Source organism: Herbaspirillum sp. RV1423 (assembly GCF_000577615.1).
Taxonomy (GTDB): Bacteria; Pseudomonadota; Gammaproteobacteria; order Burkholderiales; family Burkholderiaceae_D; genus Herbaspirillum.
This window is the reverse complement of record NZ_CBXX010000004.1, coordinates 95,431-119,389: the sequence shown is the minus strand read 5'-3', so window position 1 is coordinate 119,389 and position 23,959 is coordinate 95,431. Positions and strand designations below refer to the sequence as shown.

The following is a 23,959-nucleotide window of genomic DNA, read 5'->3' as shown; positions in this document are numbered from 1 at the left end:
TGCCGGTTCCCTGCGATTCAATGGATTGGGAAGCAATGCCGTACCGGACATCTCCGTTTGGTCCCGGGCAATGTCTCAGAAACGCAGCGCGGATGGTCAGCTCGACGATTTTCTTTGCACTGGTTCGAGGATTTTCCACCCGGTGCGCCGCCGGGAGAGGCGGCAGGCGTCAGCGATGCGGTGCGGCCAGTGCTTCAGTTGGCGCTGGGTGCGGTGCAGGCAGGCAACACCACCGTCACCGTCAGGCCCTTGCCCTGCGCGTCGGTACCCAGGCTGATGCTGCCGTGTGCCGCTTGCACGATCTCCTTGACAATCGCCAGGCCCAGCCCGGCGCCGTGCTGATGCGGGGCAGCGTTGCGATAAAAGCGCTCGAAGACCCGTTCGCGCACTTCGGCGGGGATGCCGGGGCCGTTGTCGGCCACGGCGATGATGACCCTATCCTGCTCCGCCGCGACGGTAGCGGTGACCTTGCCGTGTTCCGGCGTGTAGCGCAGGGCGTTGTCGATCAGGTTCATCAGCATGCCGGAGTACAGCGACTGGCTGCCCATGGCCCAGGCCTCGTCGGCGGCGGCTTCCATGCCGAGGTCAATCTGCTTGCGTTGCGCCAGGCTGACCAGTTCTTCCAGCACCGTCGCGGCCAGCGCCACCAGTTCCACCGGATGGCGCGGGAAGGCTGTACTGTTGGACGCTTCGGCCTGCGATAGTTGCAGCAGCTTGTTGGTCAGGTCGGTCATGCTGCGGCTGCTGTCCTGCAAGGCTTGCAAGACTTGCGGCAGGCGCTCGGGATCGTTGAGCTGACGCGCAAACTGAATCTGCGAATCGATCAGCGTGAGCGGCGTGCGCAACTGATGCGCGGCATCGGCGACGAAGCGCTTTTGCACCGCGACCTGGGTATTTAGGCGTTGAATGTATTGGTTGATGGCTTCCACGATGGGCCGCAATTCGCGTTGCAATTCACCGGCGCGCAAAGGCGTGAGCGAAGTCGGTTCGCGCGTGGCCAGCTCGTCCTTGACGCGCAGGAGGGGGCGCAGCTCCATCGTCAGGCCGACCACCACCAGCGCGATCGCCAGCAGCAGCATGATGATCTGGCGATGCAACGCCGGTCGCCACAACTCATCGAGCAGTTGCTCATGTCCGCGCATGGTCTGGCCGACCGAGACCGCGACCATGCGCAGCGTGCCGTTGTCGTAGAGCGCACGCACGTAGCTGACCACGCGCAGGGGCTGGTTGTTGAAACTGGTGGTGGCGTAGGCCGGCGCGATCAGCGAGAAATCGACGTCGACCGGGAAGTCGGGGCGCCCGGCCAGCAGGGTATTGTCGTCCATCAGCACCTGGTAATACACCTCGTCGCGGCTGGGCGAGGCGAACATCTCCAGCGCCGCCGGCGGGATGTTGACGACGGGCGCGCCGTCTTCCCAGGTGACCTGGCCGGCGATCATGCGGGCCGAAGCCACCAGCGCGCGATCCTGGATCAGGTCGGCGCTCGCGACCGCGCTGTCGTGCGTGTAGCTGGTGCTGATGCCGACGTAGACGGTGAGGGGAATCAGCAGCCACAACAACAGCCGCAGGCGCAGGCTAGGGCTTGTCATCTTTTTGCTTGAGCAGGTAGCCGAGGCCGCGCAACGTCATGATCGCGGCCTGCGATGGTTCCAGTTTCTTGCGCAGGCGCGAGATGTAGATTTCGATGGCGTCGGCGCTGGGTTCTTCGGATAAATTGAATATCCCGTTCACCAGCGCCGTCTTGGATACCGTCTTGCCTTGCTTGAGCATGAGGATTTCCAGCACATCATGTTCGCGCGCGGGCAGCGCCAGCGTCTTGCCGGCAATTGCAAACTGACGCGTGTTGCTGTCGTAGCTGAGGTCGCCGCAATGGATTTCGGCGGCCTTGTCGGGCGTCTGGCGGCGGATCAGCACTTTGATGCGCGCCACCAGCTCGCGCACTTCAAAAGGCTTGACGAGGTAGTCGTCGGCGCCGGCGCCGAGACATTCGACCTTTTCGTCGATGGAGCCGCTGGCGGTCAGGATCATCACCGGCACGCCATTGTGCCGCTCGCGCAGGCGGCGCAGGACGTTCTTTCCGCTCATCTTCGGCAGCATCAGGTCGAGCAGCACGACATCGTAGTTTTCGGTCAGCAGGACATGGTCGGCGACCTCGCCGTCGCTGGCGACATCGACGCTGAATTTGTTTTCCCTCAGGATCTGCGTGAGCCAATGCGCCAGCGGCGGGTTGTCTTCGATCAGCAGCAATTTCATGCAAAAAGCCTATATTTTTTGTTGCACTGCACAGAAAAAACACCAGATTTGGAAAGCTGGATGAAGGTTTGCGGTTCTTAGAATGGCGACCACTATATTAATAATAAGTTGAGCAGGCCGCTTGCGCGACATCGGCGGCCGCCAACTCATCCAGGAGGCATCATAATGCGTCAACGCTTCAATGTGTGTGCTTATGTATTCGGAGTACTGTTTTCCACCGCGCTGATCGGCGCCGCCGCACCTTCGGCCCAGGCTGCCGACAGCAAGATCACCATCATGGTCGGCGGCATCAACAAGCTGATCTACCTGCCCCCCAAACTCGCCGAGAACCTCGGCTATTTCAAGGATGAAGGCCTGGACGTCGAGCTGCAGTCGCAGCAAGCCGGCGTCGACGCCGAGAATGAACTGCTGGCCGGCGCGGTGCAGGCGGTGGTCGGCTATTACGACCATTCCATCGACCTGCAAAGCAAAGGCAAGGAAGTCCAGTCCATCACCCAGTTGCTGGTGGTGCCGGGCGGCATGGAAATGGTGCGCAGCGATCTTGCCACGCAAGTGCGCAGCATGGCCGATCTCAAGGGCCGCACCGTCGGTGTGACCGGCCTCGGTTCGTCGTCGAGTTTCATCGCTCAGTACCTGGCCAGCCGCAGCGGCCTCAAGACCAGCGACTATTCCATCCTGCCGGTCGGGGCCGGCAATACGCTGATTGCCGCGCTCAAGCAAAAGCGCGTCGACGTAGTGTGGACCACCGAGCCGACCACCTCGATGCTGCTGGCCAGCGGCGAAGCCAAGGTGCTGGTCGACATGAACAGCGCCGAGGGTACGCGCGCCGCGCTGGGCGGCCTGTATCCTGCCTCGGCCGTGTATGTGCAGCGCTCCTGGCTGCAGACGCACAAGGCCGAAGCCGCCAAGCTGGCGCGCGCGTTTGTGCGTACACTGAAGTTTATCCAGACCCATGGCGCCGAAGAGATTGCCGCGAAAATGCCGGCCGACTATTACGGCGGCAACAAGGCGTTGTACGTGCAGGCGCTGAAGGCTTCGCTGCCGATGTATTCGCCCGACGGCAAGATGCCTGCCGACGGCGCGGAAGTGGTGTTGAAAGTGATGGCGGCTTTCAATCCCAACATCAAGGGCAAGAAGATCGATCTGTCGAAAACCTATACCAATGAATTCGTCGATCAAGTGAAATAAGTTTTTTATCGCGCACTTTTCGTCGCACAATCCAACAAGGAGACCTCATGAACAAGAACATTCGCCGCACACTGATTTCGCTGGCCGTCGCCGGCGCCACCCTGATGGCGCTGCCAGGCCAGGCCGCCGCCGCGGGCAAGATCACCATCATGGTCGGCGGCATCACCAAGATGGTCTACCTGCCGGCCAAGCTGGCCGAGCAGCTTGGCTATTTCAAGGAAGAGGGCCTGGACGTCGAGCTGCAATCGCAGCCAGCCGGCGTCGATGCCGAGAATGAACTGCTGGCCGGCGCGGTGCAGGCCGTGGTCGGCTTCTACGACCACTCCATTGACCTGCAAAGCAAGGGCAAGGAAATCAGCGCCATCGTGATCTTCGGCCAGGTGCCGGGCGAAGTCGAACTGGTCTCGACCAAGGCCGCTGCCTCCATCAAGAGCATGGCCGACGTCAAGGGCAAGACGCTGGGCGTGACCGGCCTGGGTTCGTCGACCAACTTCCTGACGCAATACCTGGCGTCGCGCCACGGCATCACCTCCAACCAGTATTCGGTGCTGCCGGTCGGCGCCGACAACACCTTCATCGCCGCGATGAAGCAGGGCCGCATCGACGCCGGCATGACCACCGAGCCGACCGTGTCGCAGATGTTGAAGACCGGCGAAGCATCGGTGCTGGTGGACATGCGGTCGGTGGAAGGCACCGTCAAGGCGCTGGGCGGCCTGTATCCGGCTTCCAGCCTGTACGTGCAGCGTAACTGGCTCAACGGCCACAAGGATGACGCCGCCAAGCTGGCGCGCGCTTTCGTCAAGACGCTGAAGTTCATCAAGACCCACAGCGCCGCCGAGATCGCCGACAAGATGCCGAAGGACTACTACGGCAACAACAAGGCGCTGTATGTACAGGCCCTGGAAAACTCGCTGCCGATGTACTCGGCCGACGGCAAGATGCCTGTGGGTGGACCGGAAACCGTGCTGTCCGTGCTGTCCGGTTTCAATCCTAATGTCAAGGGCAAGCACATCGACCTGTCCAAGACGTATACCAATGAGTTTGTGAACCAGGTCAAGTAAGGCCCGGGAAGCCGGTTTCGGCCGGTTTCAACAATGACGCGAATCGCACGTATCCGTCCGGCAGGACGAATACGCCGGATTCGTACGCATGCAGCAATTGACCTTATGACGAGGAAAGACTCTTCCATGAACCAAACTGCCACCGCCAAGCCAGTTGCAGCAACCAGACTCGACACGCCGGCCATCGAGCTGGACAATGTGTCGTGCCGCTTCATCACCGCCGACGGCAACGTCACCGTCGCCTTGCGCGACTTTTCCATGAGCGTGGCGCGCGGCGAATTCGTCGCTGTGGTCGGTCCGACCGGCTGCGGCAAGTCGACCACGCTGAGCCTGATCACCGGCCTGCTGAAACCGACCATCGGCGAAGTGCGCGTGATGGGCGAGCCGGTCAACGGCATCGATCCGCGTATCGGTTTCGTGTTCCAGAACGATGCCGTGTTCCCGTGGCGCAGCGTGCGCGACAACGTCGCCGCCGGTCCTTTGTTCCGCGGCAAGCCGAAGGAAGCCGCCTACGAACTAGCCAACGAATGGATCCGCCGCGTCGGCCTCGACAAGTTCGGCGATCATTATCCACATCAACTGTCGGGCGGCATGCGCAAGCGCGTGGCGCTGGCGCAGACTTTCATCAATAGCCCCGAAATCCTGCTCATGGACGAGCCTTTCAGTGCGCTCGACATGCAGACTCGCACGCTGATGCAAGATGAGTTGCTGCAACTGTGGTCGGCGCATTCCGGCTCGGTGGTGTTCGTGACCCATGACCTGGAAGAAGCGATTGCGCTGGCCGACAAGGTCTATGTGCTGACCGCGCGTCCTGCCACCTTGAAGAGCACCTACCAGATCGACCTGCCGCGCCCGCGCGTGATGGAAGAAGTGCGCTACGAGCAGCGCTTCATCGACATCTCGCGCAAGATATGGGCTGACCTGCGCGAAGAAGTGCAGATCAGGTAAGCGCAAGGATCGACATCCCGGATAGGAATTTTTTCTGCTCTTTACACCACACCAACGACAAAACAGGTGAGCAATATGACCCAAGTAAACACAAGCCGGGCGATGAGCCCGGAAGCGATCGCCGAAGTCGAACGCGAAGCGCATCGCAAGATCAGGCAACGCCACTGGCTGGTGATCTCGCTGCGCATCGCCATCCTGGTGATCATCCTCGGCGGCTGGGAACTGTCCGCGACGATGCAATGGATCGATCCCTTCTTTTTCTCGCAACCGTCGCTGATCGTGATCCAGATCTATGACTGGATCATGGAAGGCACCTCGCAAGGTCCGCTGTGGGTGCAGGTGATGGTCACGCTGGAAGAAACCGTGCTGGGATTCCTGATCGGTTCCGTGGCGGGCATCATTGCCGGCATCGCCCTCGGCCGCAACAAGCTATTGTCGGACGTGTTCAGCCTGTACATCCAGATCGCCAATTCGATTCCGCGCGTGGTGCTGGGCTCCATCTTCGTCATTGCGCTGGGCCTGGGCATGGCGTCCAAGGTGGCGCTGGCGGTGGTGATGGTGTTCTTCGTCGTGTTCGGCAATGCCTTCCAGGGCGTGCGCGAAGCCGACCGCTACATGATCGCCAATGCACAGATCCTCGGCGCGTCGCGCCGTCAGGTGACCACTGCCGTGGTGATCCCGTCGGCGCTGAGCTGGATTCTGGCGAGCTTGCACGTGAGCTTCGGTTTCGCGCTGGTCGGCGCGGTGGTGGGCGAGTTCCTCGGCTCCAAGCAGGGCATCGGCTTGCTGATCTCCACGGCGCAGGGCGCATTCAACGCCAGCGGCGTGTTTGCGGCAATGATCGTGCTGGCGGTGGTGGCGCTGGCGGCGGATTATCTGCTGACTTCGCTGGAGAGGCGCCTGCTGAAATGGCGTCCGGCGGCATTCTGATCTTGCTTCCGCGAAAGCAGGGACGATAGAATCCTTTTTTATGTCCCTCACATCTTCCCGTTCTCAAAAAGCCCTGTTGTGGATTGTCGCATCGGGCTTTTTCATGCAGACGCTGGACACCACCATTGTCAATACCGCATTGCCGTCGATGGCCGCCAGCCTGGGCGAGCCGGTGCTGGCGATGCATCCGGTGGTGGTGTCCTATACGCTGACCATGGCTTCGCTGACGCCGGCCTCCGGCTGGCTGGCCGACCGCTTTGGCACGCGCCGCGTCTATTTCCTGGCGATTCTGGTTTTTGTGCTCGGTTCGCTGCTGTGCGCCAATGCGCACACGCTGTCGCAATTGCTGCTGGCGCGCGTGATGCAAGGCGTGGGCGGCTCCATGCTGCTGCCCATCGGCCGGCTGGCGGTGCTGCGCAGCGTGCCGGGAGCGCAATACATTTCGGCGCTGGCGTTCATCTCGATTGCCGGACAGTTGGGCCCGGTGTTCGGGCCGGTGTTGGGCGGCTGGCTGTCGCAGACCATCGGCTGGCACTGGATTTTCCTGATCAACGTGCCGGTCGGCGTGATCGGCATGTTTGCCGTACAGCGGTTTTTGCCGCCGGAAGAAATTGCATCTCCGCCGCGTTTCGACATACTCGGCTGCGGCCTGCTGTCGACTTGCATGGTGGCGTTTTCGCTGGCGCTGGATGTGCCGGTGGACAATTATCGCGAGTGGTGGAGCGGCGGCCTGTTTGCATTGTCGGCGCTGACAGTGTGGTTGTACGTCGTGCATGCGCGCGGAAACGAACAGGCCTTGTTCCGCCTGGGTTTGTTCAATGAACCCAACTTCAGCATCGGGCTGATCGGCAATCTGGTGTGTCGCATCGGTTCTTCGGCGGTGCCTTTCCTGTTGCCGCTGCTGTTGCAGGTCAAGCTCGGTTTCTCGCCCTTGCACGCCGGCCTCGTGCTGTTGCCGGCAGCCGTCGCCGGCACCATCGCCAAGCCGTGGATCGCGCCGCTGGTGCGCCGCTACGGCTATGAAAATTTCTTGGCGGTCAATACCGTCCTGGTCGGCGTCGCTATCGTTTCGTTTGCCCTGATTTCGCCGTCGTGGCCGATTTCGCTCGGCATTGCGCAACTGGCCCTGTTCGGCGTCTGCAATTCCATGCAGTTTGCCGCGATGAACAGTGTGACGCTCAAGGGGCTTAGCAGCAAGGATGCCGGCAGCGGCAACAGCCTGTTCTCGATGGTGCAGATGCTGGCGCTGGGCCTGGGCGTGACGATTGCCGGTTCGATGCTGAACGGACTCGACGGCGTGGCCTGGGCGCGCGAATGGAGTTTTACGCTGACCTTCGTGTGCGTCGGCATGGTGACATTGCTGTCGGCGCTGGTGTTTCGCCGGATGGATTCCCGCTACTTCAATTGAACAGAGCGTTCAGGTGTCGCTCCACTGACGCAGCAGGTTGTGATAGCAGCCGACCAGCGTGCGCCGCGCCACCTCGTCGGCATTGGTCTGGTTGAGCGTCTGGATCGCGTTGTCCATGTCGAACAGCATGCTGCGCTGGCCGTCGTCGCGCACCAGGCTTTGTACCCAGAAAAAACATGCCGTGCGCACGCCGCGCGTGACGGGTGTGACCTGGTGCAGGCTGGTGGCGGGATAGACCAGCACGTCGCCGGCTTCCAGTCGGGCCGAATGCATCCCGTAAGTATCATGGATCTGCAGTTCGCCGCCATCGTAATCAGATGGATCGGACAGGAACAAGGTCGCTGAAATATCGGTGCGCAGCTTGCGTCCGGTATGCGGATCGATGCGCACGCTGCCGTCGACATGGGCGCCGAAGGCCATACCTTCGCCGTAGCGGTTGAACATCGGCGGATACACCATGTTCGGCAACGCCGCGCTGATGAAGCGCGGATTGCGCTCCAGCGCCGACAGGATGATGCGCTGGCATTGCAGCGCCGCGTCCGAGCGCTCGTCGATCTGCTGGTTGAACTTGACGGCGGCGCCCTGGTAGCCCGCCGTCACGCGTCCGTCCACCCACGCAGGGCCTGCCTGTTCCAGCAATTGACGCACGGTGTCGAGTTGTTGCGCGTCGAGCAGCTTGGGGATGGCGATCAGCATGGGCGGATTTCTTCGACTTATATTTCAGGTTACATGCGATAGTTGACCGACAGCATGGCAGTGCGGCCGGTGCCCGGTACCGAGCGTCCGCCGTCGGACTGGATCAGCGCATCGTAATACATTTTGTTGGTCAGGTTGAACAGGTTCAGGCGGATATCGTACTGTTTCTGCGTATAGGCGAGGGTGGCATCCCAGCGCGTGTAGCCGCCGACCTGCACGGTGTTGGCCGGATTGGCGTAGCGCTGCGACATATAGGTCGCGCCGCCGCCGATTTGCCAGTGCGGCATGACATCGTAGGTGGTCCAAGTGGTCAGCGTGTGCTTCGGCGTATTGGCCGGAATCTTGCCCAGCGTGCCGTCGATCGCCGAGGCGTCGATCACCTGCGCATCCAGATAGGTGTAGCCAGCGGCGACTTGCCATTGTTTGTTGATGCGTCCGGTGGCGCCGGCGCGCGCGCCTTTCACGCGCACCGTGCCTTGCAGTTCGTACACGCCGGTCGACACCTGGCTGCGCGCATTGTCCTTGGTGATCTGGAAGATCGCCGCATTGGTCGAGAGATTCTGGGCCACATCCCATTTGCCGCCGAGCTCATACGATTTGTTCTTTTCCGGATCCAGGGCGGTTGTACCGTTGGTGCCGGTCAACTGTTCCAGCGAGGGATTGAACGAGGTGCCGTAAGACAGGTAGTACGCCTGCGCCGCCGTCGGTTGCCAGATGCCGCCGGCGCGCACGCTGAGGAAGTTCACCGTTTGACTGGCGGAAGCAGGGGAACTGACGGTGTTGCTGATGTTGGCGATATAGCGGTCGTAGCGCAAACCGGTGACCAGTTTGAATTGCTGGCTCAGTTCCATGGTGTCGTTGCCGTACACGGCCAGCGTGTTGGCGGAGCCGCCCGCATGATTGCCCGCGACTTCAGGCAGGCCGGCATCGGCGGCATTGAAGGACGGATTGACCGCCGGGACGCAATCGACGAATCCGGCGGCAAGCGCCGTGCCGTTGCATGTGCCGGTGCGGGAATAGGCCTGGTTGTCGTAGCCGTCATGACCCACTTCGAAACCCAGCAGCAGATCGTGTTTGATGCCCAGGCCATTGAGCTTGGTCGACAACTCGGTCTGGTTGAAAATGGAATAGTCGCGGATGTCGCGGTCATGGCTTTGCGCGCGCACGTACAGGCTCGACAGCGGCAGGTTGCTGGCCGCGCCGGTCAGCGCCGTATAAACGCCGCCCGCCACCGTGCCGATGCCTTGCGGCGCCGTTTCGACGGCGCTGGTGCGCACGTAGTTGAATTGCGTCTGGTTGCGCAAGCTCATGTCCGGCGTGATCTTGTGCTTGATGCCGGCGTTCAGCGATACCACGTCCTGGTCGGTGTGATCGCTGTTGAGGCCGTAGGAGGTATCGCGGTCGACCTTGACCGGATGGCCGTTGAGCGGCGGCAGGCCGTAATCGGGCATGTCGTGGTTATGCTGGATCAGGGCCGACAGGGTGATTTCCGTCGAGGTGCCGATGCCGGTCACGTAAGAACCGGCCAGGCCGAAGTCCTGCACGTCGGTCTGGTTACGGGTGGTCGCAGGACCGCTTTGCGCCATGGCCGAGACGCGCAGTGCGGAGGTATCGGACAAAGGATGGTTGTAATCGGCGGTGGTGCGCACCAGGCCGTTGGTGGTCACAGAACCCGACAATTCGGTCGATTGCCTGAGGTTGGCCTTCTTGGTCACCTGATTGATCACGCCGCCGGTCGAACCGCGGCCGAACAGCATGGACGACGGTCCCATCAGGACTTCGATCTCATCCATGGCGAAGGTATCGCGGTAATACTGGCCGCGGTCGCGGAAACCGTCCAGGTAGATGTCGGTGCGCGCCGAGAAGCCGTTGAGGTTGATGTTGTTGCCGATCTGGCCGCCTTCGGCACCGCCCAGCGTGATGCCGGAAACGTTGCGCAGCGCGTCGGCCAGCGACGCGGCGCCTTGCGACTGCATCAGCGCCTTGTTCACCACCACCACCGATTGCGGCACATCATGCAGGTCGGCGGGCAGTTTGGTCAGCGCCGTGGCGCCGGGAGTGAAATCATCGCGCTGGCCTTCGACCACGACTTCCTTGAGCGAGGAGGATGGGGCGGCGGGAGCGGAGGTTTGTTGCGCATGCAGGGAAACGGGGGCGGCAAACAGGGCGACAAGTGCGGCGGCGATCGGCGTGAGACGGTTCATGTGGTCGTTTTCGTCAGGTTGGTCACAAAAGTGGGTGGCTGGCTACGACGGATGACACCGTTTGGCTGGCTGTAAGCGCAGGATTGGAATGCAATCTGGATGTTGATGATTGCGATTCTCATTTCTATATATTGCCCGCTAGACTAAAGTGTGCGGCTGTCGATATGCTGACTATTTACTGACGAAACGCTGACAGTAGTGAAAATAAAACGATGGCGTCCGGGAAAGCGGTTTTTTGCCGGTATTGCCGGCGCTACAATAGAATCTTTATGCCGGGAACCTCTGCTATCCGTATTCGCTATGTGCGGGTTTCCCGGAAGAACCCGCATTCTTACTCTGGTCCTGATATATGAACGTTCTGCTGGTGGAAGACGATCTGGTGCTGGCCGACGGCTTGTCGCGCATGCTCAAGTCGCATGGATTGAGCGTCAATACGGTTAACAACGGCACCGATGCGGACGCTCTGTTGCAGCGCTACACCGCCACGGTGCTGGTGCTCGACATCGGCTTGCCGGGCCTGGACGGCTTTGAAGTGGTGCGCCGCCTGCGCGCCCGCGGCAGCAACATGCCGGTGCTGCTGCTGACTGCGCGCGACACGATTCCCGATCGCGTTCACGGCCTGGAACTGGGTGCCGATGATTACCTGATCAAGCCTTTCGCCACGCCCGAACTGGTGGCGCGCATCAAGGCGCTGATCCGACGCAGCAGTCCGCAGCCGACGCAACTGACCATCGGCGGCCTGTCGCTCGATACTTCTTCCAAACGCGCCACGATCGACGGCAAGAAGGTCGACTTTTCCGTGCGCGAATGGACCGTGCTGGAATACCTGATGCAGCAAGCCTCGCGCGTGGTCTCGAAGCAGCAGATCATTGACGCCGTGCTGCCGTGGGGCGAAGACGTCACGCTCAATGCGGTGGAAGTCTATGTCTCGCGCATTCGTACCAAGACGACGGGCTCGGGCGTGGCGATCCGCACCATCCGCGGCTTCGGCTACATGCTGGAAAAAAGCGAAGCCTGAGCAATGAACGAAAAGGCCGCGATGGTTTTTTCGTTCCCGCATTGACCAGCTTATGCGTTCCAGCATCAAATTCAACCTGCTCAAATGGCTGATTGCGCCGTTGCTCGCGGTCAACCTGATCGGCGCCGGCCTGACCTATTGGCTGGCGTGGCTGCCAGCCCAGGACGCCTTCGACCAGAGTCTGACCGATGCCGCCTGGGCGCTGACCTCGCAGATCAAGCGCGTGCGCGGCAAGACCTCGCTGGAGTTGACCAAGCAGGCCGAGCAGATGCTGCGCTCGGACCATTTCGACACCATGTATTTTGTGGTGCGCGACTCCGCCGGCGAGACGTTGGCCGGCGATCGCAACTTCCCATTGGTCAATCACATCACCGACGCCAATGAGCCGGTCACATACGACGGCGTGATGAACGGCGAGCAGGTCCGTATCGCCGCCCTGTACGTCAGCATCGAGCGTACGCCGATTTATATCGGTGTGGCCGAGACCTTCCGCAAGCGCAACCAGACCCACTACGTGATCCTGATCTCGCTGTTGCTGATGGATGGCGCGCTGACTTTCTTTTCCGTTGCAATCGTGCTGATCGCGGTCAACAAGGGCCTCAGTCCCTTGCGTGAACTGCGGCAAAATCTCGACCAGCGCAATCACGACAATCTGACGCCGATCGAATTCAAGGAAACCACGGAAGAACTGACGCCGGTCGTCAGCGCCATCAACAGCCTGCTCGAAAACATCCGCAAGGGCGCAACGGCGCAGCAGAACTTCCTGGCGAACGTGGCGCATCAGATCCGCACGCCGCTGACCGGCTTGCGTCTGCAGCTCGAATGGCTGCACCAGCGCCATGCCGCGGAACCGGAGACCGCGCATTCCACCGAACTGATGACGTCGTCGGTTGAGCGCATGGTGCGGCAGAGCAATCAGTTGCTGGCATTGGCGCGCGCCGAACCCAGCCGTTTCAAGCCGACCCACCTGGAAGACCTGTCGCTCGACAAGCTGGTGGAAGAATCGGTGCAGCACTTCATCGAGCAGGCCGACAAGAAACAGATCGACCTCGGTTTCGATCTGCAGCCGGCGCGCATGAAGGGCGACCGTTTCATGCTGCGCGACCTGATCGACAACCTGGTCGACAATGCGGTGCGCTATTCGCCGCCGCAAAGCACGGTCACGGTGAGCTGCCGCGAGCAGGAGGACGCCACGTTGCTGATGGTGGAAGATTCCGGACCGGGCATCGCCCCCGAACATCGCGAACTGATTTTCGACCGCTTCTATCGCGTCGACGACAAGATCGCCGGCAGCGGCCTCGGCCTCGCCATTGTGCGCGACATCGCCAAAGACCACGGCGGCGAAATCACGCTGACTTCCGGCAACGCCAACTGCGGTACGATATTCACGGTGCGTTTTCCGCGCCAAGGCTGATCGCGCGCAGCCGGTATCGACTGCCTAAATTGCACCGAACCTGTTCGGCATGCCTTGGTCCAATATCAGTGCTGATACCGATGGAGGTCGTATGACAGAGCAAGTCCTACAAAGCGGAACCCATATCGCCCGTTTCGACGCGGTGAAAAAAGACGAAGACGTTTTCGAAGCGCAAGTCTTCGTGCGCCTGACGCGCGAACCCGAAGTCGCCGAGACCTATATTCCGGCCGGTCTGTTCGGCTCCATGCAGGAAGCGCTGGAAAACGCCAGGCAACGCGCCGAACGCGCCCTGAAGGAGAACGAGTTCTGATGCGCGCCGCCATGTTGCCCCATTTGAAAGCAGGCATCGCCGCGCTCGTGCTGGGCGTCGGCCTGGTTGCCTGCGCGACCGGCCATTCGCAATCGACCACGCGTTTTGAAGTGCATGCCGCCAGCTTGACCGAAAGCCCGGATTGGCAAAAAGCCAATTTGCGCGACGATCCCGGCACGACGGTCTATATCGCTCCGGAAGTCTTGCTCGACAATGCCGACGTTGCGCTGGCTGATGCCAAAAAAGACCTCGGCGGCCAGGTTCTGATCGTCATCCAGACGACGCCGGCCGGCACCGCCCGCATGGGGTTGGCCTCACGGGTATTGCTGCGGCAGCGCATGGCGGTCATGATCGACGGCGAAGTCCTGACGGCGCCGGTGGTATCGGCGCCGCTCTCCGGCAACCGCTTTGCGATCACCGGCTTCACGTCGTTCGAGGAAGCGCAGGAAATCGCGCGCGGGATCGTTTCCAAAAAGTGACAGGAGGGTCTGGCGGCCGGCAGTCATGATAAGGTGGCGGCAATTCAACCACGCTGAGCCTTGGGGCTCCTATCCGCCATGTCCGTTGCCCGTCATATCGTCCAGGTCCATCCACGTTTGCTGATCGCCGCTGTCATCGGCGTTGTGGCATATTGGCTCTGGCCGAGCGGTGCGACTGTGACGCGCCTGTTGGTGGGCTGGAATGCCGGCGTCGCGTGTTACCTGTCGTCGATCTGGATCATGATGGTCCGCGCCAAGGCCATCGACGTCAAACGGCTGGCAGAGACTGAGGACGAAAGCGCGCAACTCGTGCTTGTCACGGTGTGCGTGGCGGCAATCGCCAGCCTGGCGGCGATCGCCATCGAACTTGTCGGCGCATCGCATCTGGGTGATAGCGACAGATTGTGGCATTACGCGTTTACCGGGGGCACGGTGCTGGGCTCTTGGTTCCTGATCGGCACCATCTTCACCTTGCATTATGCGCGGCTGTTCTACAGCGAAGACGACGATGCCGAGCAGCCGCTGCGTTTTGCAGACGGCGAGAAGAATCCGGACTATTGGGATTTCCTGTATTTCTCTTTCACCATCAGCGTGGCGGTGCAGACCTCCGACGTGTGCGTCGGAACGCGGGCGTTGCGCAAGACCGTGCTGGCGCATTCGGTGATCGGCTTCCTGTTCAATGCGGCGATTCTCGGTTTGTCGATCAATATCGCAGCGGGGCTGGCAGGCTGATTTTCGATTTTCCGGATACTAAAACAAAACGGGATGTGTTTGCACACATCCCGTTTTTTTGTCGGAACTGCTACGTCGTTACTTCTGCATCATTGCCAGCCGTAGCGCCGGGTGTACCACTTCTTCATCAACTGGATCAGCGCGCCGTACGCGATCAGGATCGCCAACAGCCACGGGAAGTAGCTCAGCGGCAGCGCTTGCAGCTTGAAGTAGCTGGCCAGCGGCGACATTGGCAGGATGATGCCGATGCACATGATGATCAGCGTCATGCCCATCAGCGGCCACGAGGCACGGCTCTGGATGAACGGAATGCGCCTGGTGCGGATCATGTGTACGATCAGCGTCTGCGACAGCAGGCCTTCGATGAACCAGCCGGACTGGAACAGGGTTTGATGATCGGGCGAATTGGCGCCGAACACATACCACATCAGCGCAAACGTGCTGATGTCGAAGATCGAGCTGACCGGACCGAAGAACACCATGAAGCGGCCGATTTCACCCGGATTCCAGCGCTGCGGCTTTTCCAGGAATTCCTTGTCGACGTTGTCGAACGGGATGGAAATTTGCGACACGTCGTACAGCAGGTTCTGTACCAGCAGATGCAAAGGCAGCATCGGCAGGAAGGGCAGGAAGGCGCTCGCCACCAGCACCGAGAAGACGTTGCCGAAGTTGGAGCTGGCAGTCATCTTGATGTATTTGAGCATGTTGGAGAAGGTCTTGCGGCCTTCCAGCACGCCTTCTTCGAGCACCATCAGGCTCTTTTCGAGCAGGATCAGGTCAGCGGCTTCCTTAGCGATATCGACTGCCGTATCGACCGAAATGCCGATGTCGGCCGCGCGCAAGGCAGGCGCATCGTTGATGCCGTCGCCCATGAAACCGACCACGTGACCCTTGTCGTGCAGCACGCGCACGATGCGTTCCTTGTGCGTCGGGCTGAGCTTGGCGAAGACGGTGGTTTTTTCCACCGCAATCGACAACTCGGCATCGGTCATTTTTTCCACTTGCGAACCGAGCAGCATGCCGTCGACTTCGAGACCGACCTCGCGGCAGATCTTGGCGGTCACCAGTTCGTTGTCGCCGGTCAGGATCTTGACCGTCACGCCGTGTTCGCGTAGCGCTGTCAACGCAGGTTCCGTCGATTCTTTCGGCGGATCGAGGAAGGCGATGTAGCCGATCAGCACCAGGTCCGATTCGTCGGCGACGCTGTACGTTTCCTTGGTTGGCGGCAGATCCTTGGCGGCGACCGCTACCACCCGCAGGCCTTCAGCATTGAGGCTGGCTGTGGTTTCGCGGATTTCGGCCAGCAGTTCCGGCGTGAACGGCACGATCTCGCCGTTGTTGCGCGCGTGGGTGCAGATCGAGACGATTTCTTCCACCGCGCCTTTGCAGATCAGTTCATGGTGGTCTTCACGTTCGCTGACTACCACCGACATGCGGCGGCGTTGGAAGTCGAACGGGATTTCATCGACTTTGCGGTAGGCTGAGGCGATCGCCATTTCGCGCTGCAGTTCGGCGTGTTCCAGCACGGCCACGTCGAGCAGATTCTTCAGGCCGGTCTGGTAGAAACTGTTGAGGTACGCGTATTGCAGCACTTCGTCGTTGGGTTCCCCGAGGATGCCGGTATGGCGTTCGAGGAAAATCTTGTCCTGCGTCAGGGTGCCGGTCTTGTCGGTGCACAGCACGTCCATGGCGCCGAAGTTCTGGATCGCGTCGAGGCGCTTGACGATGACTTTCTTGCGCGACAAGGCGACCGCGCCCTTGGCCAGCGTCGAGGTGACGATCATCGGCAGCATTTCCGGCGTCAGGCCGACCGCAATCGACAGACCGAACAGGAAGGCCTCGACCCAGTCGCCCTTGGTGTAGCCGTTGATGAAGAAGACGATCGGCGTCATTACCAGCATGAAACGGATCAGCAACCAACTGACCTTGTTGACGCCGGATTGGAAGGCGGTGGGCTCGCGGTCGGTCGAAGTGACGCGTTCGGCCAGGGTGCCGAAGTAAGTGCGCTTGCCGGTGGTCAGGACGACGGCGGTGGCTGAACCGCTGACCACGTTGGTGCCCATGAAGCACAGGTTGTCCAACTCCAGCGGGTTGCTGGCGTCGGCGCCGCGATGCTCGGCGAATTTTTCCACCGGCAGCGATTCGCCGGTCATGGCGGCCTGGCTGACGAACAGGTCCTTGGCGGACAGCAGGCGCAGGTCGGCCGGGATCATGTCGCCGGCGGACAATTGCACGATGTCGCCCGGCACCAGCTTCTTGATCGGCAGTTCGATGCGCTTGGCGCCTTTCGGATGCAGCGTGACGTCGAAGTAGCGCTGAGCTTCTTCGGCGATGTCCTGCACGACGTCATGGCGGATCACGGTGGCGGTGTTGCTGACCATTTCCTTGAGCTTGTCGGCGGCGTTGTTGGAGCGCGATTCCTGGATGAAACGCATCAGCGTCGACAGGATCACCATCGAGCCGATCACGATGGTGGCCTTCATATCTTCAGTGTAGTACGACACCGCAGCCAGCACGGTCAGCAGCAGGTTGAACGGGTTCTTGTAGCAATGCCACAGGTGGACCCACCAGCTCAGCGGCTTTTCGTGTTCGACTTCATTGGGGCCGACTTCGGCGCGGACGGCGTCGGCTTCCTGTTCGGTCAGGCCGTCGGTGCGGGTATGCAGTTGGCGCAGCAACGCGTCGAGATCGGTCTGCGACGAGGCGACCAGGCTTTGGGCGATGGTTTGTGGGACTTCCTTGGTCAGCGGCGAGCTGCGGAACATGTCCATGCCAAGGCGGCGGAAGTGGCGATCCATGCCGCGTGCGCGGATGAAGCCGGCGAAGGTTTCTTTCAACAGATCCAGATTCATAATGAAGCTCTTTTTCTTTGCAGCAGTTCGGGGCCGGCTTCGCGTCGGATACGGCGCAGGAAGCCGGTTTGTGCAGTCATCGAAAGGGAAAAATGAGGAAAGCGTCAAACTGTAACGACTCCTCCTGACATATTGATGACAGATACGCGGTATGAGTTAGTTTTCTGAATAAGGCATAGGGACTCCGCAGGCAAGGTTGCGAAGTCCCTTTCGTCGACATCTGTTCTGCTGACGGCATGGGAACATTGCCGGCGGTGCGATCCGCTGGCAACGGCGTGCCGGAAACTGGCGTGCGCAACAAGGCGCAGCGCCGGTTATCGTGTGCGTAGCTCCGGTTTGCGAACGGCAATGCATTGTCGTTGCGCGAGAAGAGCTGCGCGGGTTAGTCTGTGTTGTATGGTGGAAAAAGCACACGCCTGAAGCGGCGTAGGCCTGATGCCATCATCTGCTCCTGCAAGATGACGGCAGGGGAGTCCTGCGTTATCTTGCCGAGGCGGTCCGGGAAATTTCCCGGCAACAACTGTCACTCGAACAAGTGCCCATGAAAGGGACTCCATAAAAATAAGAACGGGCGGATTCTAACCCCGGGCGTCGAACGCGGTCAAGGCCTTGGAGCACATTTCGTCAAATGAGTCCTGTCCGAGGCGAACGCACTTCATGAGCCAGCCCGCGGAGACGAGTGCAATACGTTCCGGCAACCCTTCCGGTGACGCCTCATCGTGCGGCAAGCTGCGCCGGTCGTACGTTGCAAGGCATGCCGGGCTGAAACTCTCCTTGTTTTATACGGCAGGCATCCTATACTCAAACCATAAAGAAAATAGAGGAGACAACATCATGCCGAATATCGTCACGAATAATCTCATGTTCTTTTTACCGATGGCGTTTGCCGGGTTGGTGCTGTTCGGCGAAGTGCCGGTGGCATCGAAATTTGTGAGGACGGTATTGCGTGCGATCGGTGCTGTGGGTGGAGCATTGATAGCGCTTTTAGTGCTGGAGGTACTGCCAGTGCTAATTTAACGAGCTTTCTTGCTCGTTCGCTGCGAAAGCGGCGGTGGCTGGAACGCCGGAGGGAGTCCGCATGGAGCGGCTCCGGTAACTCGTCGGGCGTTCCACCTTGATTTCCCCGGGGCCGGTGCGTCATTCCTGAGATGGCGCATCGGCCTTTTTGTTTGTGCGAACTGTCTGCATGAACGGCAGCGACACGGAAGTGTTCGTCATTCGCCTTCCACCACCAGACAGTCGCGTCCGCGATTCTTGGCCTGGTACATCGCATGGTCTGCACGTTGCAGCCATGAGTAGTGCGCCTCCATGTCCCCGTGGAAAGACACCAGGCCGGCGCTGATGGTGCAGCCCCACAAGGTATTCTCCGCCGACCGATGCAGGCGCACCTGTTCGATCAGGCGTGCGGCCAGCGACTCCGCTTCCTTCAGGCTGATGTCGCGCAGGATGACGACGAACTCCTCGCCGCCGTAGCGGCCGATCAAATCGTCGATGCGCAGGTTGTCCCTCAGCAGTCGGGAGAAGTTCTTCAACACTTCGTCGCCGATCAGATGGCCGTGCGTGTCGTTGATGCTTTTGAAATGATCCAGATCGAGCAGCAACAGGCAGGAACTCTGCTTCTTTTCATGGCAGATGTTGAATTCCTCGATCAGCAGCGTTTCCCAGTAGCGGCGATTGAGCAGGCCGGTGAGGCCGTCGCGCTGGCTGACGGTCTCGAATTCGCGCGAACGTTCCGCCAGCTTTTTCGACATGTCGTAAGTCGATTTACCCAGCGCCAGCGGATAGAGCGCCAGCATCGGCAGGCAGGCGACCACAGTGTACAGGTCCGATTGCGGTGCGAAACGGAAATCGAGCAGCAGCAATCCCAGCAAGGCGCCGGCCACGCTGCCGACCAGGCCGCGCAGGAACAGCCTGGTGCCGCCGGCGGCGATGTTGTCCATCGAGAGCATGGCCAGGATCACCGCGCTGGGCACCAGATTGCCTTGCATGGCGACGACCCAGAAACCGCCGAAGGCGGTATCCGCGACCAGGTTGCGACGTTCGGCGCGATACGGGATTTTGTTGTTCAGGGCGAGATGGTAGGCGGCATGCGGCCAGAGGTAGCCGTGGAAAACCAGCAGCGCCCATAACGGCCATCCCACGGGTTTTTGCAGGAATGCGGCCGCCACGCAAAAAAAGCCGATCGACAAGCCGATCATGCGCAGTTTGTAGATGCGCTTGACGAAGCGTATGCCCTTGCCGATCAGTTCTTCCGGCGAGGGCGAATCCCCGAACGCGCGTTGCGCGCGCCTGAAAGAAAAAAAGGAGGCAGTTCTCGCATGCGAGCCGTTACTGCGGGGAGGAACGTTGCGAGCTGGCATGGTCAGCGGTGTTTTCCGGTGGCGACGGCAATTGGAGAGATAACAGGATCAGGAGGCATGGCGCGGCGCGAACATGATGATGGACATGCCGAGCAGGGTGACGCCGGCGCCGACGGCATCCCACACGCTCGGCCTGATCGCATCCACGACCCACAGCCACAGCACGGCGACGCATACATAGACGCCGCCGTATGCGGCATAGACGCGGCCGGCGGCTGTCGGATGCAGCGTGAGCAGCCAGGAGAACAGGGCCAGGCTGAGTGCGGCGGGGACGATGAGCCAGGGTGTCGCGCCTTTTTTCAGCCAGAGATAGGGGAGGTAGCAGCCGATGATTTCGGCCAGCGCAGTCAAGACGAACAGGGCGAGTGTTTTTATTGCATCCATGGGGCGTAGGATGGGTTGTCAAGCGGGACAGGCGCTGAATGATGAGACGGAGCTTAACATTGAGCGCGACTTGCATCCAACCAATATGTTCAGGTTACAACATATGTCGCCTGATCGCCAGAACGGCGGGCCAAAGGTCGACATATAATGCCGAGTCATCATTTGTTGGCTACCCATGCAGATTTTCAAGGAATTACGAACATTCGCGCTGTGCGCTCTTGCCGTGTGCGGCATCGCGAACATGCGACAGGCTGCGGCGCAGGAATTGCCGCTGGTCATGGCCAATGCGCTGAAGCAGGCAAGAATCCCGGCTTCCAACGTCGGCGTGTTTGTCCAGGCAGTCGATGCCGGCCGGCCGATGCTGGCCTACAACGCGGCGGCGCCGTTCAATCCGGCCTCGGTAATGAAACTGATGACCACCGACGCGGCGCTCGAATTGCTCGGCCCGACGTTCAACTGGAAGACCCAGGCCTACATCGACGGTGCGCTCAACGACGGCGTCCTCAGCGGCGACCTGAGCATCAAGGGCAGCGGCGATCCCAAGCTGGTGATGGAAAACTTCTGGCTGTTCTTGCGCCAGATCCGCGCCAGGGGCGTGCGCGACATTCGCGGTAACCTGGTGCTGGACCGCAGCGTTTTCGAGGAGAGCGTTTACGATCCGGCGCAATTCGACGGCGATCCGCAAAAGCCCTATAACGTCGGACCGGACGCCTTGCTGCTGAATTACAAGACGCTGGCGTTGCGTTTCATTCCCGACGAAGCCGGCGGCCGGGTCAGCGTCACCATGGAGCCGCCCTTGTCAGGTTATGCCTTGCAGGCGCCGCGGCTGTCGAAGGACGCCGTCTGCGGCGACTGGCAGGGTAAGCTGCAAGCCGATGTCGGCACCGGCGCGGCAATGTTCAACGGCAGCTTTCCGGCCGTCTGCGGCGAGAAGGTCTGGTACATCCATCCGTATCGCATGAGCGCGACCCGGTATTTCGGCGCCGTGTTCCGACAGATGTGGAGCGAACTGGGCGGCACCATTTCCGGCAAGGTCATGCCGGGCAACGTGGCTCCGGCGGCGCGGCTGCTGGCGGAATGGCAATCGCCGACGGTGCCGGAAGTCATCCGCGACATCAACAAGTACAGCAACAATGTCATGGCGCGCCAGTTGTTGCTGACCATCGGCGCGCAGATGTCGCAGGCGCCCGGCAATATCGAGCGCGGCGCGCAGGCGATCCGCAACTGGCTGACCGGCAAGGGCATTGGCGGCGCCGAGGTGGTAATCGAAAACGGCGCCGGCTTGTCGCGCAACGAGCGCGTCGCGCCGAATACCTTGGGTCAGGTGCTGGTGGCGGCGTTTCATTCGCCGGTAATGCCGGAATTCATCGCTTCCATGCCGCTGGCCGGCTACGACGGCACCATGCGCAAGCGTTTGCGCGGCGAAACCGTGGCCGGTCAGGCGCACGTCAAAACCGGTTCGCTCAATGATGTGCGGTCGATCGCCGGTTACGTGCAGGCGGCGTCGGGCAAGATGTATGTGGTGGTGTGCCTGATCAATCACCCGAATGCGCAGTCCGGCCAGGCCGCGCAAGACGCCTTGCTGCAATGGGTGTTCGAGAAAGGCTGAGCGTCGCCGACGAAAGTCTTGAGGTCAGGGGAGCCCTCGTCGGCGCTTTCACTGAGTGAAACGTCAGGTCGCAATAACGACGTCAGAGTATGAGTGGACGATTTGAAATCTCGTTCTTGTGCTGTGTCGACTGAGGAAAATGCAGGGCCAGCATCTGATTCATTTGCGCCAGGGCCTGCAGTATGCCGTCATGGTAAATCCGGCCGGCAAATCCCTGGGTGATTGTGCTGCAAACCGCTTCCCAGTCTGCCCGCTTGAGCGCGCGGCCGACTGCGCGGTCGGTCACGATCTCGACGCGATGATCGGCCAGGTTGACGTAGACCAGCACGCCGCTGTTCTCTTCGGTATCCCAGATCCGGTAGTGGGAAAACAACTCGTGCGCGCGGGCGCGTGCCGATTCGCCGCGCAGCAGCGCGGGAAACGGCAGGGCGGCTTCGACCACGACGCGCACTTCGGCGCGGTGCAGCGCCTCGCCGGCGGCAATGCAGGACTGGATCGCCTGCAGCGTCGCCGACGGAAAAGCCCTCCTGGCTGCGACGCGGGTGCTGCCAAGATGTTTCAGGATGCGTGAAAATTTGTTCATCACCAGTTCCCCGAGGCGCCGCCGCCGTCAAAACCTCCACCGCCGCCGGAAAATCCGCCTCCGCCTGAAAATCCCCCGCCGCCGCCGAACCCGCCTGAGCCGCCGCGACCGCTGCGGCTGTGTGCGGCTTCGCTGAGGATGCTGCCGATGATGACGCCGGCGGCGTTGCCCCACTCGTTGCTGTTGAGATTGTTGCGCGGCCGGCGCCGCACGACTAGCATCACCGTGAAGAAGACGATGAGGAACACGATCGGCGCGATGACATTGAGCCAGCCGCCGTCGTCTTGCACGGCGCCCTGCTTCTGCTTTTCCGCCGCCGGCAGGTTTTCCTGATCGAGCAGGCTGGTCAGCGCCGAGATGCCGGCCGCGAGGCCGCCATAGTAATCATTCTGGCGGAAGTGAGGGGCGATCACGTCTTCCAGGATGCGCTTGGACTTGGCGTCGGTCAGGCTGCCCTGGACGCCGCGCCCGGCCTCGATGCGCAGGCGCCGCAGCGCCTTGTCGTTGTCCTTGGCGACGATCAGGATGACGCCGTCGTCGACGCCTTTGCGGCCCAGCTTCCAGGCATCGGCGACGCGGATGCCGTATTGTTCGATGGCTTCCGGCGCGGTGCTGGAGATCAGCAGGATGGCGATCTGGCTGCCGGTGCGGGTCTCATAATCGCTCAGGACCTGGTCCAGCGTATGCCGTTGTTGTTCGTCCAGCATGCGGGCCTGGTCCACGACGTGCGAAGTCAGCGCCGGAACGGCGACGAAATCCTGCGCACCGGCGAATTGCAGGAAGCCGGCGAGCAGGAGCGTCAGGGAAAACGTCAACAGGAGGCGGAAGCGTGGCATAGGAGAAACTTACTTGCCGAAATTGACGGTCGGCGCGGTGGATATCGCTTTCTCGTTGTCGACGGTGAAGGATGGTTTGACCTGATAGCTGAAAATCTTGGCGGTGATGTTGGTCGGGAAGCTGCGCGCCAGTATGTTGTATTCCTGAACCGCCACGATGTAGCGTTGACGCGCCACGGTGATGCGGTTTTCGGTGCCTTCGAGTTGCGATTGCAGATCGCGGAAGCTGGTGTCGGCCTTCAGTTGCGGATAATTTTCCGAGACCGCCATCAGGCGCGACAAGGCGGACGACAGTTCGCCTTGCACCTGCTGGAACTTGTTGAAGGCTTCCGGATTGTTCAGCACTTCCGGCGTGATCTGGAAGCTGGTCGCGGCGGCGCGCGCCTTTGTCACGGCTTCCAGCGTGTCCTTCTCGTGCGCGGCGTAGCCTTTGACGGTGTTGACGAGGTTGGGAATCAGGTCGGCGCGCCGCTGGTACTGGTTGACGACTTCGCCCCAGGCCGCCTTGGTGGCTTCGTCCTTGGCCTGGAAGTCGTTATAGCCGCAGCTGCTCAGGGTCAATACGGAAGCGGCGATCGCCAGCCATGCAAACCATTTTTTCATCGTGTTCCTCAGAGTCATTAAAAACATTCGCTACTGTGATCAGTCCAGGGTTGAACGTCAAGCATCGCCTTCTGCGCCGCCTCAAATGGAG

22 protein-coding genes are annotated in these 23,959 nt (G+C 60.9%); 12 read left to right on the top strand and 10 right to left on the bottom strand.

Annotated features, from left to right (window positions below; genetic code table 11):
- Positions 1 to 194 precede the first annotated feature (194 nt).
- The gene (locus tag RV1423_RS05330) at positions 195 to 1,589 is read right to left on the bottom strand and encodes a sensor histidine kinase (protein ID WP_034294027.1); all 1,395 of its coding nucleotides are present in this window, start codon (positions 1,587 to 1,589) and stop codon (positions 195 to 197) included.
- Entirely contained in the window at positions 1,576 to 2,253 is a 678-nt protein-coding gene (locus tag RV1423_RS05325) for a response regulator (RefSeq protein WP_034294025.1), read from the bottom strand. Before RV1423_RS05325 ends, RV1423_RS05330 begins: the two co-directional genes overlap by 14 nt.
- A gap of 165 nt (positions 2,254 to 2,418) precedes the next feature.
- Between RV1423_RS05325 and RV1423_RS05320 the strand changes: the two genes are divergently transcribed.
- From RV1423_RS05320 to mdtD, 5 genes are all read left to right on the top strand, one after another.
- The gene (locus RV1423_RS05320) at positions 2,419 to 3,441 is read left to right on the top strand and encodes an ABC transporter substrate-binding protein (protein ID WP_034294013.1); all 1,023 of its coding nucleotides are present in this window, start codon (positions 2,419 to 2,421) and stop codon (positions 3,439 to 3,441) included.
- A gap of 47 nt (positions 3,442 to 3,488) precedes the next feature.
- Positions 3,489 to 4,502, top strand: coding sequence for an ABC transporter substrate-binding protein (locus tag RV1423_RS05315; RefSeq protein ID WP_034294011.1), 1,014 nt, complete (start codon positions 3,489 to 3,491; stop codon positions 4,500 to 4,502).
- A gap of 126 nt (positions 4,503 to 4,628) precedes the next feature.
- Positions 4,629 to 5,450 (top strand): ABC transporter ATP-binding protein, encoded by an 822-nt coding sequence (locus tag RV1423_RS05310; RefSeq protein ID WP_034294009.1) that lies wholly within the window; start codon positions 4,629 to 4,631, stop codon positions 5,448 to 5,450.
- 75 nt (positions 5,451 to 5,525) lie between these two features.
- Positions 5,526 to 6,380, top strand: a complete 855-nt coding sequence (locus RV1423_RS05305) for an ABC transporter permease (RefSeq protein WP_034294006.1) — start codon at positions 5,526 to 5,528, stop codon at positions 6,378 to 6,380.
- Between the two features lie 40 nt (positions 6,381 to 6,420).
- Entirely contained in the window at positions 6,421 to 7,788 is a 1,368-nt protein-coding gene (mdtD, locus tag RV1423_RS05300; RefSeq protein WP_034294004.1) for a multidrug transporter subunit MdtD, read from the top strand.
- Positions 7,789 to 7,797: 9 nt separating this feature from the next.
- On the opposite strand, the gene RV1423_RS05295 is transcribed toward mdtD, so the two are convergent.
- Together RV1423_RS05295 and RV1423_RS05290 are read right to left on the bottom strand one after the other, a co-directional pair.
- Positions 7,798 to 8,484 (bottom strand): Fe2+-dependent dioxygenase, encoded by a 687-nt coding sequence (locus tag RV1423_RS05295; protein WP_034294002.1) that lies wholly within the window; start codon positions 8,482 to 8,484, stop codon positions 7,798 to 7,800.
- A 29-nt stretch (positions 8,485 to 8,513) separates the two neighbouring features.
- Positions 8,514 to 10,688 carry a TonB-dependent siderophore receptor gene (locus RV1423_RS05290; protein ID WP_034294001.1) on the bottom strand — a complete coding sequence of 725 codons (2,175 nt, stop codon included), beginning with the start codon at positions 10,686 to 10,688 and terminating at the stop codon, positions 8,514 to 8,516.
- 349 nt (positions 10,689 to 11,037) lie between these two features.
- Between RV1423_RS05290 and RV1423_RS05285 the strand changes: the two genes are divergently transcribed.
- The 5 genes from RV1423_RS05285 to RV1423_RS05265 all read left to right on the top strand — a co-directional run bounded on the left by RV1423_RS05285 (position 11,038) and on the right by RV1423_RS05265 (position 14,641).
- Complete coding sequence (locus RV1423_RS05285) at positions 11,038 to 11,706, top strand: response regulator transcription factor (RefSeq protein ID WP_034293998.1); 669 nt, start codon at positions 11,038 to 11,040, stop codon at positions 11,704 to 11,706.
- 52 nt (positions 11,707 to 11,758) lie between these two features.
- Entirely contained in the window at positions 11,759 to 13,120 is a 1,362-nt protein-coding gene (locus RV1423_RS05280; RefSeq protein WP_034293994.1) for a sensor histidine kinase, read from the top strand.
- Between the two features lie 91 nt (positions 13,121 to 13,211).
- Positions 13,212 to 13,430 carry a hypothetical protein gene (locus RV1423_RS05275; protein WP_034293992.1) on the top strand — a complete coding sequence of 73 codons (219 nt, stop codon included), beginning with the start codon at positions 13,212 to 13,214 and terminating at the stop codon, positions 13,428 to 13,430.
- Positions 13,430 to 13,909: a hypothetical protein gene (locus tag RV1423_RS05270; protein ID WP_034293990.1), complete on the top strand. Its 480-nt coding sequence runs from the start codon at positions 13,430 to 13,432 to the stop codon at positions 13,907 to 13,909. Before RV1423_RS05275 ends, RV1423_RS05270 begins: the two co-directional genes overlap by 1 nt.
- A gap of 78 nt (positions 13,910 to 13,987) precedes the next feature.
- Complete coding sequence (locus tag RV1423_RS05265) at positions 13,988 to 14,641, top strand: DUF1345 domain-containing protein (RefSeq protein WP_034293988.1); 654 nt, start codon at positions 13,988 to 13,990, stop codon at positions 14,639 to 14,641.
- A gap of 89 nt (positions 14,642 to 14,730) precedes the next feature.
- Here RV1423_RS05265 and mgtA read toward each other — a convergent pair whose 3' ends face one another.
- A complete protein-coding gene (gene mgtA / locus RV1423_RS05260) occupies positions 14,731 to 17,493 on the bottom strand; it encodes a magnesium-translocating P-type ATPase (protein ID WP_034293986.1) in 2,763 nt (920 codons plus the stop codon).
- 657 nt (positions 17,494 to 18,150) lie between these two features.
- On the opposite strand from mgtA, the gene RV1423_RS30575 reads away from it, so the two are divergent.
- Positions 18,151 to 18,510, top strand: a complete 360-nt coding sequence (locus tag RV1423_RS30575; RefSeq protein ID WP_231502063.1) for a hypothetical protein — start codon at positions 18,151 to 18,153, stop codon at positions 18,508 to 18,510.
- A gap of 197 nt (positions 18,511 to 18,707) precedes the next feature.
- On the opposite strand, the gene RV1423_RS05250 is transcribed toward RV1423_RS30575, so the two are convergent.
- Together RV1423_RS05250 and RV1423_RS05245 are read right to left on the bottom strand one after the other, a co-directional pair.
- A complete protein-coding gene (locus tag RV1423_RS05250) occupies positions 18,708 to 19,853 on the bottom strand; it encodes a diguanylate cyclase (RefSeq protein WP_081768703.1) in 1,146 nt (381 codons plus the stop codon).
- Between the two features lie 48 nt (positions 19,854 to 19,901).
- A complete protein-coding gene (locus tag RV1423_RS05245) occupies positions 19,902 to 20,237 on the bottom strand; it encodes a YnfA family protein (RefSeq protein WP_034293985.1) in 336 nt (111 codons plus the stop codon).
- 175 nt (positions 20,238 to 20,412) lie between these two features.
- Between RV1423_RS05245 and dacB the strand changes: the two genes are divergently transcribed.
- A complete protein-coding gene (dacB, locus tag RV1423_RS05240) occupies positions 20,413 to 21,846 on the top strand; it encodes a D-alanyl-D-alanine carboxypeptidase/D-alanyl-D-alanine-endopeptidase (protein ID WP_034293984.1) in 1,434 nt (477 codons plus the stop codon).
- 82 nt (positions 21,847 to 21,928) lie between these two features.
- Here the strand turns inward: dacB and RV1423_RS05235 are convergent, their stop codons facing one another.
- The 3 genes from RV1423_RS05235 to RV1423_RS05225 are packed head-to-tail and all read right to left on the bottom strand — an operon-like array spanning position 21,929 to position 23,868.
- A complete protein-coding gene (locus RV1423_RS05235) occupies positions 21,929 to 22,429 on the bottom strand; it encodes a TPM domain-containing protein (RefSeq protein ID WP_034293982.1) in 501 nt (166 codons plus the stop codon).
- Entirely contained in the window at positions 22,429 to 23,265 is an 837-nt protein-coding gene (locus RV1423_RS05230) for a YgcG family protein (protein WP_034293981.1), read from the bottom strand. The genes RV1423_RS05235 and RV1423_RS05230 overlap by 1 nt, the downstream gene beginning before the upstream one ends.
- Before the next feature lie 9 nt (positions 23,266 to 23,274).
- Positions 23,275 to 23,868, bottom strand: coding sequence for a LemA family protein (locus tag RV1423_RS05225; RefSeq protein ID WP_034293980.1), 594 nt, complete (start codon positions 23,866 to 23,868; stop codon positions 23,275 to 23,277).
- Between the last annotated feature and the right edge of the window lie 91 nt (positions 23,869 to 23,959).